At 67.3% G+C, this 15,498-nt stretch carries 13 protein-coding genes; 3 read left to right on the top strand and 10 right to left on the bottom strand.

Going from position 1 to position 15,498, the window contains the following annotated elements:
• Positions 1-22: 22 nt before the first annotated feature.
• The 5 genes from BLV92_RS24410 to BLV92_RS24430 all read right to left on the bottom strand — a co-directional run bounded on the left by BLV92_RS24410 (position 23) and on the right by BLV92_RS24430 (position 6,477).
• Entirely contained in the window at positions 23-1,537 is a 1,515-nt protein-coding gene (locus tag BLV92_RS24410; RefSeq protein WP_090550072.1) for a DASS family sodium-coupled anion symporter, read from the bottom strand.
• A 179-nt stretch (positions 1,538-1,716) separates the two neighbouring features.
• Positions 1,717-3,171 carry an alginate export family protein gene (locus BLV92_RS24415; RefSeq protein WP_090551396.1) on the bottom strand — a complete coding sequence of 485 codons (1,455 nt, stop codon included), beginning with the start codon at positions 3,169-3,171 and terminating at the stop codon, positions 1,717-1,719.
• 89 nt (positions 3,172-3,260) lie between these two features.
• Positions 3,261-4,181: a glyoxalase gene (locus BLV92_RS24420; protein ID WP_090550074.1), complete on the bottom strand. Its 921-nt coding sequence runs from the start codon at positions 4,179-4,181 to the stop codon at positions 3,261-3,263.
• A 104-nt stretch (positions 4,182-4,285) separates the two neighbouring features.
• Entirely contained in the window at positions 4,286-6,178 is a 1,893-nt protein-coding gene (locus BLV92_RS24425; RefSeq protein WP_090550077.1) for an amidohydrolase, read from the bottom strand.
• Positions 6,175-6,477, bottom strand: coding sequence for a XapX domain-containing protein (locus BLV92_RS24430; RefSeq protein WP_090550079.1), 303 nt, complete (start codon positions 6,475-6,477; stop codon positions 6,175-6,177). The genes BLV92_RS24425 and BLV92_RS24430 overlap by 4 nt, the downstream gene beginning before the upstream one ends.
• Positions 6,478-7,045: 568 nt before the next feature.
• On the opposite strand from BLV92_RS24430, the gene BLV92_RS24435 reads away from it, so the two are divergent.
• Entirely contained in the window at positions 7,046-7,732 is a 687-nt protein-coding gene (locus BLV92_RS24435; protein WP_090550081.1) for a hydrolase, read from the top strand.
• A gap of 228 nt (positions 7,733-7,960) precedes the next feature.
• On the opposite strand, the gene BLV92_RS24440 is transcribed toward BLV92_RS24435, so the two are convergent.
• The 3 genes from BLV92_RS24440 to BLV92_RS24450 all read right to left on the bottom strand — a co-directional run bounded on the left by BLV92_RS24440 (position 7,961) and on the right by BLV92_RS24450 (position 9,800).
• Positions 7,961-8,296 carry a hypothetical protein gene (locus BLV92_RS24440; RefSeq protein WP_090550084.1) on the bottom strand — a complete coding sequence of 112 codons (336 nt, stop codon included), beginning with the start codon at positions 8,294-8,296 and terminating at the stop codon, positions 7,961-7,963.
• Between the two features lie 209 nt (positions 8,297-8,505).
• On the bottom strand, positions 8,506-9,183 hold the full coding sequence (inhA, locus tag BLV92_RS24445) for an isonitrile hydratase (protein ID WP_090550086.1): 678 nt from the start codon (positions 9,181-9,183) through the stop codon (positions 8,506-8,508).
• 179 nt (positions 9,184-9,362) lie between these two features.
• On the bottom strand, positions 9,363-9,800 hold the full coding sequence (locus BLV92_RS24450; RefSeq protein ID WP_090550088.1) for a carboxymuconolactone decarboxylase family protein: 438 nt from the start codon (positions 9,798-9,800) through the stop codon (positions 9,363-9,365).
• A 151-nt stretch (positions 9,801-9,951) separates the two neighbouring features.
• On the opposite strand from BLV92_RS24450, the gene pdxR reads away from it, so the two are divergent.
• The gene (gene pdxR, locus BLV92_RS24455; RefSeq protein WP_090550089.1) at positions 9,952-11,424 is read left to right on the top strand and encodes a MocR-like pyridoxine biosynthesis transcription factor PdxR; all 1,473 of its coding nucleotides are present in this window, start codon (positions 9,952-9,954) and stop codon (positions 11,422-11,424) included.
• A gap of 356 nt (positions 11,425-11,780) precedes the next feature.
• Positions 11,781-12,227 (top strand): HU family DNA-binding protein, encoded by a 447-nt coding sequence (locus BLV92_RS24460; RefSeq protein WP_090550091.1) that lies wholly within the window; start codon positions 11,781-11,783, stop codon positions 12,225-12,227.
• Positions 12,228-12,502: 275 nt separating this feature from the next.
• Here BLV92_RS24460 and BLV92_RS24465 read toward each other — a convergent pair whose 3' ends face one another.
• Together BLV92_RS24465 and BLV92_RS24470 are read right to left on the bottom strand one after the other, a co-directional pair.
• Positions 12,503-13,657, bottom strand: a complete 1,155-nt coding sequence (locus BLV92_RS24465) for a porin (protein ID WP_090550093.1) — start codon at positions 13,655-13,657, stop codon at positions 12,503-12,505.
• A 220-nt stretch (positions 13,658-13,877) separates the two neighbouring features.
• The gene (locus BLV92_RS24470) at positions 13,878-15,326 is read right to left on the bottom strand and encodes a YihY/virulence factor BrkB family protein (RefSeq protein ID WP_090550094.1); all 1,449 of its coding nucleotides are present in this window, start codon (positions 15,324-15,326) and stop codon (positions 13,878-13,880) included.
• Positions 15,327-15,498 lie beyond the last annotated feature (172 nt).

Consider the following 15,498-nt stretch of genomic DNA (forward strand, 5'->3'; position numbering starts at 1 on the left):
TGTGCTTATCGATGCGGCAGGTTCAGATCCACCCGAGCCAGCGCCACCACGTCGCGCTGAACAGCATCAACAGCAGGTAGCCGATGATGGTCAGCACGATCCCGACGCGTGAGAACTGTTTCGCGGTGAACGTATCGGTCGCGAGACACACCATGTTTTGCGGCGCGTTGATCGGCAGGACGAAGCCGAAGCTGACGACGAAGCCGAGCAGCATCGTCATGCCGAGCCGGCTGAAGTCGCCCTGCATCGACTGAAGCACCGCGATCAGGATCGGCAGCATCGCGGACGTGAGCGCGGTCGCGCTCGCGAAGCCGAGGTGGATCAGGATCAGGAACGCGGACAGGATCGCGAACGCGGTGAACGGCGACGCGCTGTCGAGCCCCGTGTGATGCGCGACGAGGTCGCCGAGCCATTGGCCCGCCTTCGTCGACAGCAGCGCGATGCCGAGGCTGATGCCGACGCCGAACACGATCACCGTGCCCCACGGAATGCGGTTCTGCACCGTCTTCCAGTCCATCACGCCGAAGCGCGGCAACAGCAGCAGCACGAGGCCGACGTAGGCGACCGACGTGGTGTCGAACGGATGCAGCTTGCCTTCGGTCGCCCAGAACACCAGCAGGCCGATCGACACGCCGAGCAGCCGCTTCTGCGGTCCCGTCATCGGGCCGAGGTCGCGCAGCGACTTCTCGACCGCCTCCTTGCCGCCCGCGATCGAGTCGGCTTCCGGCGGCAGCATCTTCAGCACGACCACGATCAGGATCGCCGACATGATGATCGACCACGGCGCGCCCGCGATCAGCCAGTCGAGCCACGTGACGCGTCCGCCGAGCATCTTGTCCATGAACCCGACGGTCAGCAGGTTCTGCGCGGCGGCCGTCTGGATGCCGACGTTCCAGATGCTGGTTCCCTGCGCGACGACGATCATGATGCCGGCCGCGATGTTCGAACGCTTGTCCACGCCGAACGCGGAGATCACGCCGATCATGATCGGCACCACGCACGCGCTGCGCGCGGTCGCGCTCGGCACGACGAACGACAGCACGATCGTCACCGCGACCGCGCCGATCAGGATGCGGCGCGTCGTCGTGCCGATCAGCGACAGCGTGACGAGCGCGATGCGCTTGTCGAGCCCGGTCACCGTCATCGCGGCGGAGATGAACAGCGCGCCGGTGACGAGCGCGAGCGCGGAGTTCGCGAAACCCGAGAGCGCCATCGTGATCGCGCGCGACGTGCCGTACATCACGCTCGGGTCGTCGATGCTCGGCGCGGTGCCGACGAGGAACGCCATCAGCGACGTGATGATGATCGCGCTCGCTTCATACGAAACCGCTTCGGTGAGCCATACGACGACCGCGAACGCGAGGATTGCCAGCATCCGTTGCCCGGCGGGGGGCAGCGTGGCGGGCAGCGGGAGGAGCAGTACGACGATGAGGGCGATGATGCCTGCAATGAGTCCGATCGGGATGGCGGTCTTGCGTGGTTTGTCGGGAGAAGGGGCGGCCTGGTGGGGGGGCGTGTCCTGCCTCGGTACGTTCATGCGTGGACTCCCTGACGAGCGAACAGATCGTTGTTGCTGTGCGATCGCATGACCCCGCGATTTGATCTGCATAGTTAATCATCATGGAACAACGCATCTATTTCAGATGGCAGGCATCGAAAAGTCAAGGCGGTGCGACCCGTTGAGTCCATGCGGCCCCGGCATTTACAGATGCGAAATTACCAGCCGAATTTGAGTTCGATGCCGAGATATTCACTGTTGTGCCCGCCCGCATCGCGGATCGTGCTGCCGACCTGGTAATACACCGCCTCGACCGCGCCGGTGAGGTTCGCATTGAAGGCGTAGTCCGCGCGCAGCTGCCCGTACGCGCCGGTCCACAGGCTGCCGCGCCCCGCGGTGCCGTTCACCGCGACCGCCGGTTGCGTGTACACCGCGTCGCCGGTTGTCTCGCGCCACTGGAAACCGACCGCGGCCATCAGCGAGAGCTTCGGCGCGGGCTTCACGGTGATCGACGGCTTCAGGTGGATCAGGTTCGCATAGCCGGTGAAGCCGCCGAGCGTGAAGTAGTAGCCGTTCGGGAACAGCGGGTTGAAGGTGCCGAGCGTGCCGTCGCCCGCATGGCGGTCGCCCGATGCCGCATCGAACTGGACGGCGATGCGCGGCTTCCATGCGGCAGTGCCGAACGTATAGCCGACGCGCGAGCCGCCGGCCCATGCGCGCACGTCCTTGCCGCCGACCGCGCCGGTCTGCCCCATCGCTTCGAGGTCCCAGTCGACGCCGTGCGCCGCGCCCGCGAAGCGCATGTCGTACACGTTGCGGAGCTCGCTGCCGCTCGCGTCCGGATAACGCGCGTTGCCGCGCTCGTACAGCGAGTAGTACGCGGACCACTCGTTCGAGCCGAACACGTGGCGCTCGACGCGCAACGTATGGAAACGCATGCGGCCGCTCGACGTGTCGTCGAACGCGGTCACGTCGCGGTATTCGACGGGCTGGCTCACGAAGCCGATGAAGCGCCACGGTCCCGATTCCCAGTCGGCCCAGATCGCGTCGAACGATTGCCGCACGTTCGGTCCGTCGCGCGACGATACAAAGCGTTGCAGATCGAACAGGAAGTCCTGCCGCCCGATGCGCGCCTTGAACGTGCCGGCGTCGAGCGGCTTCACGTACGACAGGAACGCGAGCCGAAGATCGAGCGGGTTCTTGTCCACCGGCGTGACGACGTTCTTGCCGAACGCGCGCACGTCCTCGAACTGCGTGAAGAGTTCCCAGTTGCGGTCGACATGCACGTCCACATGGAACTGGAAGCGTTGCAGCAGATAGGAGTCGCCCGCGACGCCGCCGACGCCGAAACCCGACGCATCCGACGATTCGAAGCGCTCGCGCAGCGTCGCGCCGAGCGAGAGGTAGCTGTACGGATCGGTCGCGGACAGCGGAATGTACTTGAGCCAGTCGAACGGCTGCGTGCGCAGCGCCGGGTTCGACAACGCGGCCCAGTTCTCCTGCCAGCGGTTCGCCATGATCGCGGGGCGCGTTTGCGGCACCCCGGACACGACCGGCACCGTGTCGGTTTCTTCCGCGTGGAGCGGCGCGGCCGCGCACAGCAGCAGCGCGCAGCCGGGGCCGAGCGAACGCGCATAACGCGCGGCGCGGCGTGCATGCGCGCGGCCCGTCATCGCGCGCCGCTCCGGCCGCGCGCCGCCGCGCGCCGGCATCGTGGTTGCGGCGTCATGCCGTGTGTGCCGCGCGGGTGCGTCGCGCGACGTTACGGATTGGCCGCGCGCGCATGGATCTCGGCGATGTAGCCTCCGGGAAACTGCACCATCGCGGCATCGCGGCCGTCGCTGCGATACGGCGCGACGAGCACGGTCACGCCGGCCGCGTTCGCTTTCGCGAGCGTGTCGTTCAGGTTCGCGACTTCGTAGCCGGTCATCTCGTGACCGTACGGGTAGGGCAGATGCCCGTCGGTGACGAGCACCGTCACGCGGCCGAACGGCGACCCGATGCGCACGCGCCGGTACGTGTCGTCGGGCCGGCCGATCTCGACGCCGGGCGCATGCGCGTCGTCCGACTCGACCTTGCCGTGCGAGAACGCGACGAAGTCATGGACGAACGCGGTGACGCGATCGGCGGCCACGTACACGCGGTTCTCCGGGATCGTCTCGAACGCCGCATACGCGGGTTTCGTCGTGTGCCAGTAGATCTGCATGTTCACGCCGCCCGGCCACTGAATGACCGCGTCGCGGCCGATCGGATCGGGGAACGGCTCGACGATCACGCTCGCGCCGGCCGCGCGCGCGGCGCGCACCGCGACGTCCATGTCGGTCACGAGATAACCGTTGCGCTCCGCGCCGAACGGCCACGGAATGGGCGTCTTGAAGCCGAACAGCGACACGGTGCCGACCGGCGTCTGCAACAGTTGCGACGTGGTGCTGCTCGGCGTCGGCGTGACCGTCGCGACGACCTGTTTCGTACTCTGGCCGCCGAACGTCGCGACGAACGCGGCCGCGAAACGGTCGACGTCGTCGGGTGCGACATACACGTGCGTGGTGCCGTACTGCGGCGCGACCGCGACGGCGGGCAGCGCGGCGGCGGGGCGCGCGAACGCAGCAAGGGGGAGTGCGCCCGATGCGGCTAGCAGGCTGGCGCTCGCGAGCGCCGCGGCGAAAGCGGAGGAGATGCGCATTGTTCGAGTCCTGTTGTCAGAGTGAACCGGCGTTGGCCCGCGCACGGGCAAGGCCGCGCCGCGCCGGCGCGGCCTTGCGATGCCCGCATAGACCCCGTGTGCGGCTAGACGGCCCAGCACGCGCAGCCGAGCGCGCCCCAGAAGCTTTTCAGGTCCGACGCGGGCACGTCGCGCGACCACGCGCGCGCATGCGCGTGGCCGTGCACGCCGCACGCGTTCGCACAGCCGCATGAAGCCGCGGCCGCGCGCTGCAACGGCGCGCCGCGCTCGCGCTGCGCCGCGCCCCAGCCCGCGTAACCGCCATAGGCGCGCACCGGCGACCAGTCCGGCATCGCGGGCGGCAGCGGCGCGTCGAGCGGCGCGAACGGCCCCGCCGCATAAACGACCTTGCCGCCGACGACCGTCAGCAGCGACGTCGTATCGGCGATGTCCGACTCCGCGCAGGTCAGGTAATCGCGGTCCGGCACGATCAGGTCCGCGAGCTGGCCCGTCGCGATGCGGCCTTTCCTGCCTTCCTCGTTCGAGAACCACGTGACGTGCTCGGTCCACATCCGCAGCGCGGTTTCGCGGTTGAGACAGTTGCGCTGCGGATAGAGGCGCAGCCCGCCGACCGTCCTGCCGCCGACCAGCCATGCAAGCGAGACCCACGGGTTGTACGACGCGACGCGCGTCGCATCGGTGCCGGCGGACACCTTCACGCCTTTTTCGAGGATGCGCCTGACCGGCGGCGTCGCTTCGGCTGCCTGCGCGCCGTAGCGTTCGACGAAGTATTCGCCCTGATACGCCATCCGGTGCTGCACCGCGATGCCGCCGCCGAGCGCCGCGATGCGGTCGATCGAACGGTCGCTGATCGTCTCCGCGTGATCGAAGAACCAGTGCAGCCCGGCGAGCGGCACGTCGCGATTCACTTTCTCGAACACGTCGAGCGCGCGGCTGATCGTTTCGTCGTAGGTCGCATGAAGACGCCACGGCCAGCGGTTTTCCGCGAGCACGCGCACGACCGCTTCGAGTTCGCTCTCCATCTCCGCCGGCAGATCGGGCCGCGCGACGCGGAAGTCCTCGAAGTCCGCGGCCGAGAACACGAGCATCTCGCCCGCGCCGTTGTGCCGGAAGTAGTCGGTGCCGTCGTGGTACTTCGACGTCTTCGTCCAGTTCAGGAAGTCGTCTTTTTCGGCCTTCGGCTTCTGGGTGAACAGGTTGTACGCGAGACGGATCGTCAACTGGCCGGCGTCCGCGAGCTTGCGGATCACCTCATAGTCTTCGGGATAGTTCTGGAAGCCGCCGCCCGCGTCGATCGCGCCGGTCACGCCGAGCCGGTTCAGCTCGCGCATGAAATGGCGCGTCGAATTCAGCTGATAGTCGGGCGGCAGCTTCGGCCCCTTCGCGAGCGTCGCGTACAGGATGGCCGCGTTCGGCTTCGCGAGCAGCAGGCCGGTCGGGTTGCCCTGGCCGTCGCGGACGATCTCGCCTCCCGGCGGCTCCGGCGTGTCCTTCGTGTAGCCGACGACGCGCAGCGCGGCCGCGTTCAGCATCGCGCGGTCGTACAGATGCAGGATGAACACCGGCGTGTCCGGCGCGACCGCGTTCAGCTCCTCGATCGACGGCAGCCGCTTCTCGTCGAACTGATGCTCGGTGAAGCCGCCGACCACGCGCACCCATTGCGGCGGCGGCGTGATCGCGACCTGCGCGCGCAGCATGTCCATCGCGGTCGCGAGCGAGCGCATGCCGTCCCAGCGCAGTTCCATGTTGAAGTTCAGCCCGCCGCGGATGATGTGCAGATGATTGTCGATCAGGCCGGGCAGCACGCGCTGGCCTTGCAGGTCGATCGACTGCGTCGCGCCGCCGGCGAGCGGCATGATCTCGGCGTCGCTGCCGACCGCGCTGAAGCGGCCTTGCGAGATCGCGACGGCGGTGGCTTCCGGCTCGCCCGGGTCGAGCGTCGTGAAGCGGCCGTGATGCAGGATCAGATCGGGGGCGTTCGCGGATGCGGCGGTCATGAGCGGTTCTCCGGTGAGTCCGACGCGGCGACGCGCGAGGTCTTCGCCGTCGGGTCCGGCGCGTTGCGGCCGGGCAGCGCGCCGAACATGTGCTGATTGCACTTCGACTCCTGCCATGCGGTGTGAAAGCCGATGCCGGACAGCATCTGCTTCGCGACCGGCACGACCTGTTCGCCCGCGAGAATGCCGAGCAGCCCGACCAGCGCGACGAGCGGCGGCGCGGGCGAGCGCACGTGAAGCAGGCTGTAGATGACGCCGACCAGCAGGCCGGCGAGCAGCGAAAGCAGATAGATTTTCATCGGCTCGACCTCGGGTTGTCGCGGGAAAGGTCGGTCCGGCGAAAGCGGCCGACCGGGACGGCGTGAGGCGACTGCGTGCTGCGAGCCGGGATGCGGGCGAGCGGTGCGGCGTGGGCAGCCGGACCGCGTCGCGTGAGCCATGCGGTGGCGATCCGGTGCAATCGGCATGCGTGTTCCATTGCCTCGGGATCTACCGCAGGTGCAGGCCAGCGAATGACGACACGGGCAAGAGTATCGGTTTTGATTCGCGAAGAAAAGGGGGAACCCCGTTCGTCGCGCAGATGATGAGATTCGCATTGCTGATGTTTTCGAACCTTTTTCGGCGCTTCGATCCGGTATGAGAAACGATGGCGTTTCCAGAACCCGTGACGTACGCGCGGAGAGCCGCAATCGATGACGCGCGCATGAACGCGAGCCGGCTTTCCCGTGAAATTTTCGGGTCGCCGCCGTCAATCGTTTTTTCCTTGTGCGCGCCGGTGTCCTAGACTGGATGGCGCGCGGTTCCGCGCGACGCATGCCGCTTCTGTCGAACCCGTTCTCCCTCAACGAACCACGGAAGGGTCACTCAATGAGCAATCCCAAGCTTGAAGTGCTTACGCCGTCGAACTGCCAGATCATCTTCATCGACCATCAGCCGCAGATGGCGTTCGGCGTGCAGTCGATCGACCGCCAGGTGCTGAAGAACAACGTGGTCGGGCTCGCGAAGGCCGCGAAGGTGTTCAACATTCCGACGATCATCACGACCGTCGAGTCAGAGAGTTTTTCCGGCTTCACGTATCCGGAGCTGCTCGACGTGTTTCCCGGGCATCCGCTGCTCGAACGCACGTCGATGAACTCGTGGGACGACCAGAAGGTGCGCGACGCGCTCGCGAAGAACGGGAAAAAGAAGGTGGTGGTCGCGGGGCTGTGGACCGAGGTGTGCAACAACTCGTTCGCGCTGTGCGCGATGGACGAGGGCGGCTACGAGATCTACATGGTCGCGGATGCGTCGGGCGGCACGTCGAAGGAGGCGCACGACTATGCGATGCAGCGGATGGTGCAGGCCGGCGCGGTGCCGGTCACGTGGCAGCAGGTGATGCTCGAATGGCAGCGCGACTGGGCGCATCGCGAGACCTACGACGCGGTGATGGCGATCGTGAAGGAGCATTCGGGCGCATACGGGATGGGCGTCGACTACGCGTACACGATGGTGCACAAGGCGAAGCAGCGCACCGAATCGCAGCACGAGGCGCTTGCGCCGGTGCCGGCGAAGTAGCCATGCCCGCGCATGGCGCGATGCGAAGTGGCCGGGCGTGCACATCGCGCGTGCGCGGGGCTTGTTATCGTGGCAGCATGAAGTCGTGTTGCAGATCGGTGGGTCAGTGTGACGGCGTCGTGAATCGCGCATAGGCCGACACGCTCGCGCAAAAAAGAACGGGCCGCATGCGGCCCGTTCTCTGTTCGCTGGCAACAGCGCGCCAGGGTCCGGCGCGCCAGGCGCCCGTTACTGGCTCGCGCCAGCCGGTGCGTTCAGCTTCTTCTGCGCGTTCTGGATGCTTTCCGGGTAGTTCGGATCGTTCGTCGCCGGGCGGTAGCCGGCGTCTTCCAGCTTCTTCAGTTCAGCGTTTTTCTTCGCGCGGGCGGCCTTGCGGACCGCCTTGCGCTGCGCGCGCGCCGCTTTTTTCTGCTCGGCCTTGGTGGTCGGCTGTGCATCCGGGGCGGCCTGCGTGGTGGCGTCCGGCGCGGGTGCGGCGGTCTGCGCGACGGCGGGCAGCGCCGAGCCGAGCAGGAAGGCGGCGGTGGCCGCGGCGATGGTCAGCTTGCTGACGGAGGAGCGCATCGAGTTTCCCTCTTGATAGTTGAGCGGGTTTGTTCACGGCTTGTAGAAGAATGCGGCAATGCCGCATTCGCCACTCAATGTATACGATCCTCGGCGTCGTGGGAGTACAGGGAGAACCCTGGCCGTTGCGAAAGCAACCGGTACCGGCGCGGGCGACGCGGCAGGGTGCGGCTCGCCGGGCCGGTTCACGCCGGGCCGGACCGCGCGGTTCAGAGCGCGGCGGCCGCGCGTTCGACGATCCGCGCGCGTTCGGCCAGCGCCGCCGCCGAGCGCGAGCGCACCAGCTCGACGATTGCCTGCGGCGCGGTATCGGGGCTGCCTGCGTCGAACGGCGGCGCGGGCGCGTATTCGAGCTGCAACTGGATTGCCTGCGCGGCGGACTCGCCGGCGAGTTCCGCCGCGAGCGTCAGCGCGAAATCGATTCCGGCCGTGATGCCGCCGCCGGTAAACAGGTTGCCGTCGCGGACCACGCGTTCGCGGACCGGCGTCGCGCCGAACGGCGCGAGCAGGTCGTGGAACGCCCAGTGCGTGGTCGCGCGGCGGCCGCGCAGCAGGCCCGCCGCGCCGAGCACGAGCGAGCCGGTGCATACCGACGTCACGTAACGCGCGTGGGCGGCCTGCGCGCGAATGAACGCGAGCGTCTGCGCGTCCTCCATCAGATCGCCGACGCCCGCGCCGCCGGGAATGCAGATCACGTCGAGCGGCGGACAGTCGTCGAACGTGGTGTCGGGCGTCAATATCATGCCGGTGCTCGACGCGACGCTCGCGAGCGTCTTGCCGACGAGCTGCACGGTCGTATCGGGCAGCGACGCGAGCACGTCGTACGGACCGGTCAGGTCGAGTTGCTGCACGCGCGGAAACAGAAGAAAGCCGATTTGAAGCGCCATGACGAACCCCCGAGGAAAGTGGCCGCGACTGGAAGGGCCGGTGATCGAATGGTCTCCAATGTAGCGTTGCCGCGCGCGGCGCGACGGCCAGAATCGTCGCAAAAACTGCCAGTGCGGCGGGATCGTCGGTGGACGGTTGCGCGTGCCGCGCGGGTCGTGGGAAGGTCTGGGAGGCCCGGTCAAGCCGGTATCTTGCGGAACGTGACCGCGATGCGGTTCCAGCCGTTGATCGCGACGATCAGCATCGTCAGATCCGCGATCTCGCGTTCGGTGAAGTGCGGCTTCACCCGTTCCCACACGTCGTCCGGCACGTGCGTCTGCGCCAGCAGCGTGACCGACTCGGTCCATTCGAGCGCCGCGCGTTCGCGTTCGGTGAAGAACGGCGCTTCGCGCCACACGCTGACGGTCGCGAGCCGGCGGTCGGTTTCGCCGCCCTTGCGTGCGTCGGTGGCGTGCATGTCGACGCAGAACGCGCAGCCGTTGAGCTGCGACGCGCGCAGCCGCACCAGTTCCGCGAGCGGCTTTTCGATCGAGTTTTTGCTGACGTGCTCTTCGAGCGCGATCATCGCTTTCGTGCCTTCGGGGCACGCCTTGTAGAAGTCGAGACGGGTTTCCATGCATCACCTCCGGTGTCGGGCATTCGTTTCGGGAGACCACGGGTGTAAGCTTAGGCGCGCAACTGGCCTGTTCATATAGCCACTGCGGGGGTATTTCAGGTAACCACTTTCTGGAGCCGCCGGCGCACCGCGCGCCGGCCGATCGACGCCGATGGACCTTCACGTGACCGTTTCGGGCCGCCACGATCTGGCCGGCCAGATCTACCGGCAACTGCGCGCGGGCATCGTCGACGGACGGCTCGCGGGCGGCATGCGGCTGCCTTCGACGCGCGATCTCGCGCAGCAACTGGGCGTGTCGCGCAAGACGACGCTCGACGTGTTCGAGCGGCTGCTCGCGGAAGGCTTCCTGCACGCGCGTCACGGCGCGGGCACGTTCGTCGCCGACGGCTTGCACCGGCTGCCCGCGCAGCGCGCCGGTCATCCGAACGCGCAGATCCGCGCGGCGACCGATGCGCGCCGTGCGCCGCGCGGGGTGCTCGCGCAGCCGTGGTGGCGCGCGAATGCGGGAGGCGTGCCGATGCCGCGGCCCGATGCGCGCGTCGCGTGCGATTTCGTCGGCGGCGTGACCGACAAGTCGCGTTTTCCGTTCGACGTGTGGCGGCGCTGCGTGAACGACGCGCTGCGCGTGCAGGCGCGCGGCGAAGGCCGTTATCGCGATCCGGCCGGCGAGCAGGAACTGCGGCTCGCGGTGTCGCGTTACCTCGCGTTCAGCCGCGCGGTCGCGAGCGAATGGAACGACGTGATCGTCACGCAGGGCGCGCAGCAGGCGCTCGACCTGCTCGCGCGCGTGATGCTGAAGCCCGGCGATGTCGCCGCGATCGAGGACCCCGGTTATCCGCCTGCTCGCGCGGCGTTCGCCGCGCTCGGCGCGAAGGTCGTGCCGGTGCCGGTGGACGACGAAGGATTGATCGTCGCGAAGCTGCCGAAGGCGGCGCGGATCGTATACGTGACGCCGTCGCATCAGTTCCCGCTCGGAATGCCGATGAGCCTCGCGCGCCGCGTCGAACTGCTCGAATGGGCGCAGGCGCGCGGCGCGCTCGTGATCGAAGACGACTACGACTGCGAGTACCGCTTCGAAGGGCGGCCGATGGAGCCGCTGAAGAGCCTCGATCGCGCGGGCCTCGTCGCGTACGTCGGCACGTTCTCGAAGACGATGTTTCCGGATCTGCGCGTCGGTTACCTGGTGCCGCCCGCGACGCTCGCCGGCGCGCTGGTGTGCGCGCGGCAGATCGGCGACGGTCACGGCTGCCTGCTCACCCAGGCCGCGCTCGCGCGCTTCATGACGGACGGCCACTTCGCGCGGCATCTGCGGCGGATGCATCAGACGTATTCGGCGCGGCGCGATGCGCTGCTCGCGCATCTGCGCGGACCGCTCGCGCAATGGCTCGCGCCGGTGACGCCGAACACGGCGGGGCTGCATCTCGCGACGCGCGTCGTCGGTCCGCTGGATGAAACCGCGATCGTCGAAGCGGCGCGCCGCGCATCGGTCGGGCTGCATTCGCTGAAGCCGTTTCATCTGAAAGCGCGCGTGCGACAGGGTTTTCTGTTCGGTTATGGCGCGGTCGGCGTCGATCAGATCGACGCCGCGCTGACGTCGCTCGCGGCGCAGTTGCGTGCTTCGTGAATGCTTCGGAATGCGCGCGGGTCGCTGCGGCGGAGGCGGGCGCGGAAGGTACGCGACAGGTGCGCGATCGGTGCGCGCGACGAAACGCCGTCGCGATGCGGCGCGTCGCGGCGAAACAGACGGCGCTCCCGCGCCTCTGTAATACCGCGTGATGGAAGGCCTGAACGGCATCGCCGTCACGTTTACCCCTGTAAACAGGCTGCGAAACGCATCGGCAGTCTGCGCAGAGCAACAAATTGGCGTCCTGCGCGCAAAAGAGTCACGCAAAATGCTTTGGCGCTTGTAGAATCCGCCGTTGAAGCCCGTGCATCCCGCAGGTGCTTCATGGATCAATGACCAACACTGGTAGGAGAAACATGCCGACTTCCGCAAAGAAAGTGGCCAAGAAGGTTGCCGCACCGGCCAAGAAGGTTGCCGCCAAGAAAGCGCCCGCCAAGCAGGCTGCCGCAGCTAAGAAGGTCGCCGTGAAGGCGTCCGGCGTTCCGTCGCCGATCAAGGACACCTTCACGAAGGCCTCGCTGGCTACGCACGTCGCAGAGCGTGCAGGCGTCGAGCCGAAGGCAGCGAAGGCCGTGCTCGCCGCACTGGAAGACACGATCCTTGGTTCGGTCCACAAGAAGGGTGCCGGCGAATTCACGCTGTCGGGTCTTCTGAAGATCGTCGTGCAAGCCGTGCCGGCGAAGAAAAAGCGCTTCGGCAAGGACCCGTTCACCGGCGAAGAACGCTGGTTCCCGGCGAAGCCGGCGTCGGTCCGCGTGAAGGCGCGCGCGCTGAAGAAGCTGAAGGACGCAGCGGCTGGCTGATCGATGACGGTCGTTGCCGGCTGGCCGTGACGCGGCCGGCGGCCGTCATGAAGAAAAACCCCCGCGGACACAGGCCTGTGTCCGCGGGGGTTTTTGTTTGGGCGGTGCGTTTTTTATGTGCTTGATCCGCGATGTTCGAGGTTGTCGACGCGTATGGTCCGGCCATAAAAAAACCAGCCAGGGCTTGCGCCGAAGGCTGGTTCGAGACAGCGCGCAAAGCGCGCTGTAAGTGTCGGACGCTTCGGGCCGAGACCCGAAGCTGGATGTCCGATCGATTAGAACTTGTGGACCAGGCCGGCAACGCCGATGACCTGGTTCTGCGTCGACGAGTCGATGCCCGACGACGAGATCGATGCGGTATGGCCGCTGCTGGCGTGCTGGTACGCGCCGACCACGTAGAACGACGTGCGCTTCGAGATGCCGTATTGAGCGCCTGCGCCGATCTGGTTGTACGACTGGCTGCTGCTGCCGTTCGCAAACTCGTTGCCGCTGCCGTTCACGTAGGCGTAGTCGAGCGCGAGCGACAGGGCCGGCGTGACCTGATACTGGAGCAGTGCCGAACCGACGTTGTAACGCTGGATGCTCGTGAACGCCGATTGGCCGTCCGGACGATACAGCGCGTTGCTGTAGCGGATGCTGCCCGTGAACGGACCCCACACGTATTGAGCGCCGACCTGCGCGATGTCGATCGAAGCTGCGGTCGCGAACGCGCTGTTGATGCTGCTGTTGAACACCGTGCCCGTGCCAGCCTGGCTGGACGTTGCCGAGTTCCAGCCGCTGCGCACCGGATCCGTGGTGCTGGAGTTGCGCATGCTGAGGTAGCCGGCGGCAAGGCTCAACTGGCCGATGCCGTACGTTGCAGCGGCCGACCAGCTTTGGCTCGCACCGACCGAACCCGGCGTGCCGCCGAACGAATACGTGGCTTCGCCCTGCAGGCCGCCGAAGGTCGGCGACAGGTACTTGACCGAGTTGTTGAAGCGCGAGGAGTTGTCGTTGTTGTCGACGTCGCCCGGCGTTGCGAACAGGTACGTCCATGCGTCACCCGTCAGACCCTGGACCATGTCGGTCACGGCGTCGTACTGGCGACCGAGCGTCAGCGTGCCGTACTGATCCGACGCGAGGCCGACATAGGCCTGGCGACCGAACAGCGAGTTGTTCTGACCCAGCTTGCCGTTGTTTGCGCTGAAGCCGCTTTCCAGCTGGAAGATCGCCTTCAGGCCGTTGCCCAGGTCTTCCGAGCCCTTCAGGCCCCAGCGGTCGCTCACGACCGTGCTGTCAGCGAGGCCGACCTGGCTGTGGCCACCGTTGTTGTTCACGTACTGGATGCCGTTGTCGATCGCGCCGTAGAGCGTGACCGAGCTCTGTGCCTGCGCTGCGCCGGCGGCCGCCAGGAGGGCCAGCGAGAGGGTAGACAGTGTGATTTTTTTCATCAGTTTCTCCACGCAGATAGGTAATCTAGTTGTTGCGCGGTGGAGAATAACGTACCCCCTTAAAACTCCGGAACTGAAAAAAAAGAACTGTCGCAAAAAGGTGACACCCGCTGAAATCCCTTGCGATACAAGGGCTCAGCGCAGGATGTCAAACGCCCAATATTGGATGGTTGACGCAGCATTATTGTCGCTTTCAATAAAAGTCGGACATCGTTAGCTGTCATCGCTTCGGCTTTTCCGCGCGCGCGGAACCATCCCGACGCGGGTTGCCGGGTCCATCAATATCGCCTTCGCCCGATCCATTCGTCGCGCCGTGCCGGTGATTCGCGGCCGCCGTTACCGCGAGCGCGGCGCCGGCCGCCAGCAGCACCGAACCCCACGGATGGCGCTTCACGTAGCGGTCCGTCGCTACCGCGGTGCGGCCCGCGCGCATCAGCGTCGTCGCGGCCGCATGCGTCGCGCGGTGCTCGACGCGGACGATCGTCCGGCCGATCCGCAGCCCGGCGCCCGGGCGCCAGCCGAACAGGCCGCCCGCCATCCGCGCGCGCGAGGTCGCCGCCGCCAACGATTCGCTGCCCGAACCGACCGGCCGCCGCGCCGAATCGGCGCCTTCTGCTGCCGTTGTGGCAACCGACGCTGCGTGGTCCGTTGTCGTCGCGCGGTGTAAACCCTGGGTTGTCAGCGTCGTGCCTGTGCTGCTTTCCTTGTGTGCCGCAGCCGCCGGGATCGTCGACGCCGCCAGCACCGACGCGAGTTTCGCGCGGCTCCCGGGCGGCGCGTTGCGCGCGCCCCAGATGCCGCGCGGATCGTGCATCCGCCCGCGCGCCGCTGCGGACTCCGCGCCGAGCAGCAGCACCGCCGCCGAGAAGTACAGCCACATCAGCAGCACCGCGAACGAGCCGGCCGCGCCGAACGCGCTCGCGAGCCCCGCGTGCGTCAGATACAGCGCGAACAGCTTTTTGCCGGCCGAGAACAGCACGGCCGCGACGATCCCGCCGACCAGCGAGTCGCGCCAGCGCACGTCCGCGTCGGGCAGGAACTTCAGCAGTCCGGCGAACGCGACGGCCAGCACCAGCAGCCCGACCGCGAGCTGCAGCAGGTTGCCGACGATCAGATAGGGGGAGTCGCCTAGCAGCCAGTGGCCGACGAACGTGATCGCGGTGTCGAGCACGAGCGACACGATCAGCAGGAACGCGACGCCGAGCACGAGGCTGAACGAGATCAGCCGCACCCGCACCAGCGCGAACACCGTCGACGCGCGCGGGCCGGTCGGCGGCCACACGATGTTCAGCGCGCTGTTCAGCGACGAGAACGTCGCCGACGCGCCGATTACCAGCATCGAAATGGAGATCATCGTGGCGACACTGCCCGCGTTGCCCGCATGGTGCGCGTTCTGCACGATCGTCGTGATGCCGGCGGCCGCGTCGTTGCCGAGGACGCTGTGGACCTGGCGGAACAGCTCGCCGCGCGCGGCGTCGTCGCCGAAGAACCAGCCGGCGACCGCGATCACCATCACAAGCGTCGGCGCGAGCGAGAACGCCGAGTAGAACGCGATGCTGGCGGCGAGCGACGGGCAGCGGTTGTCGAAGAACTGCCGGCAGGCGCCGACGACCCACGACGCTTCCTTGCGCGCGGCGGACTGCAGTCGTTCCGGAGATAGCGTCGCCATGATGCCCGTCCCGTGTCGAGTTGGCGTGCGCGGCGCGGCGGCCGGCCGACGGGAGCCGGCCGGCCGCCGCGGATGCGGCGTCTTCTGCCCGTGACTATAGCAATTGCGGTGCCGCGGCGGCCGGCCGATGCCGCGCCGCCGCATCGGGCCGGCGTCCGGGCGACGGGAAGAT

This window comes from Paraburkholderia caballeronis, from assembly GCF_900104845.1.
GTDB classification, from domain to species: domain Bacteria; phylum Pseudomonadota; class Gammaproteobacteria; order Burkholderiales; family Burkholderiaceae; genus Paraburkholderia; species Paraburkholderia caballeronis.